Origin of the sequence: Glacieibacterium arshaanense, from assembly GCF_004681125.1 — a bacterium.
In the GTDB taxonomy this organism is placed as follows: Bacteria; Pseudomonadota; Alphaproteobacteria; order Sphingomonadales; family Sphingomonadaceae; genus Polymorphobacter_A; species Polymorphobacter_A arshaanense.
In genome coordinates this window covers 1-1,422 of record NZ_SIHO01000009.1, presented here as the reverse complement: position 1 = coordinate 1,422, position 1,422 = coordinate 1, and the positions used below count along the sequence as shown (strand labels likewise).

3 protein-coding genes are annotated in these 1,422 nt (G+C 55.7%); all 3 read left to right on the top strand.

Annotation, left to right across the window (positions count from 1 at the left end; translation table 11 throughout):
- Positions 1 to 219: 219 nt before the first annotated feature.
- On the top strand, positions 220 to 762 hold the full coding sequence (locus EUV02_RS15555) for a recombinase family protein (protein WP_135247240.1): 543 nt from the start codon (positions 220 to 222) through the stop codon (positions 760 to 762).
- Positions 759 to 1,037 (top strand): hypothetical protein, encoded by a 279-nt coding sequence (locus EUV02_RS15550; RefSeq protein ID WP_135247239.1) that lies wholly within the window; start codon positions 759 to 761, stop codon positions 1,035 to 1,037. Before EUV02_RS15555 ends, EUV02_RS15550 begins: the two co-directional genes overlap by 4 nt.
- Positions 1,038 to 1,223: 186 nt before the next feature.
- A partial coding sequence (locus EUV02_RS15825; RefSeq protein WP_207790218.1) for a hypothetical protein occupies positions 1,224 to 1,422 on the top strand: 199 nt, incomplete at its 3' end.

The window sequence follows — 1,422 nt, the reverse complement described above, 5'->3', positions numbered from 1 at the left end:
TGGGTTCGGTTTCCGTCTGGCGGCTTTTCACCCCAAGACCGGAACTCCGGGTCGCGGATAACGCGATTGATTTGGGATGCGTTGTGTCCATTCCCAATACGGTAAAATCTAAGGGGATCGGGATTGGCACGGAATCCTCGTCTCAACAGATACCGATTGCCAGATTCGAAACATGTGGCATCGTTCATCTAGAACCTATTGAAACGCTGGGGATGCTGGATGCTTGTTGGTTATGGTCGTGTGAGCTCGACGTCTCAGTCACTGGATATCCAGATCGAAGCCTTGACCGGGGCGGGCTGCGAGAAGATTTTCGCCGAGAAGATGTCGGGCCGGTCGACGACCGATCGCGAGCAGCTTGCGCTGGCGTTGGAGTTCGTCCGCGAAGGTGACACGTTCATTGTTGTGCGGCTCGATCGATTGGCGCGCAGTGTCGCGGACCTTTATGCGATCCTCGGCAAGCTGACGGCGAAGGGGGTTTCGTTCCGATGCTTGGCCCAATCCGGTGTCGATACCGACAGCTCGACCGGCAGGCTCATGGTGGCGATCTTGGGTGCAGTGTCGATGTTCGAGAATGATATTCGCCGCGAACGTCAGATGGAAGGCGTGATCAAAGCGAAGGCCAAAGGCGTCTACAAAGGACGCCCGGCAACCATTGATCCGGCACAGATCATCGAGTTGCGTCACCAAGGGCTTGGCGCCAGCGAGATCGCCAAGCGTCTGAAGATCGGTCGGGCCAGCGTTTACCGGGCATTGGCCGCATGACATCCAACGATCGCCCTGAACGAAGCTATTCTTGGGCTGATGATCCGTATTGGGTCGATGCACTCGATCGGTTCGTCGCCACCCGAGATGCCGGGGCCAAGACGATTACGCTCGATATCGAAGCTGTCGAGGAAGCGATCTTCAACGGTGATGGACCGGCTTATCGCCTGTTGTATGCGATGGAATCGGTGATGAAACTTGAAGGCGAGGACGGCTTCAGAGGCGCGCCAAGGTTGACGTTGGCCCTTCTCCAAATCCTCAAGGAGCTTCGGTGATCGTTGTCCTTGTATCATCGATACCATCATCGAAAAGCATCATGACGTCGAGAAGCGAAGCCACGTTCTTCGATGCTTTGAAATGATGACGTCGATCGTCGACAGCATCGAAAATACGATCAGCCGGAAGGCAATCGTGGGGTATGCTGGCAACGATAAATCCCACCGTCGAGGATCATCGAAATCATGAAAGAGCGCTTGGAATCAGCAGCGGTGGGCGATGTTGAAAATGATCTGCTGACGGTGAAGACCGCGATCGATGACAACGATGGTGCCAGCATTGACCAACGATCAACGCCCGAAGGGCGATCGTCTTCCCATGCTGACAAAGTGCCGCTCGACAGCTCGACCATAATCCCCGATAGCAATCCGCCCCCGGGCACCA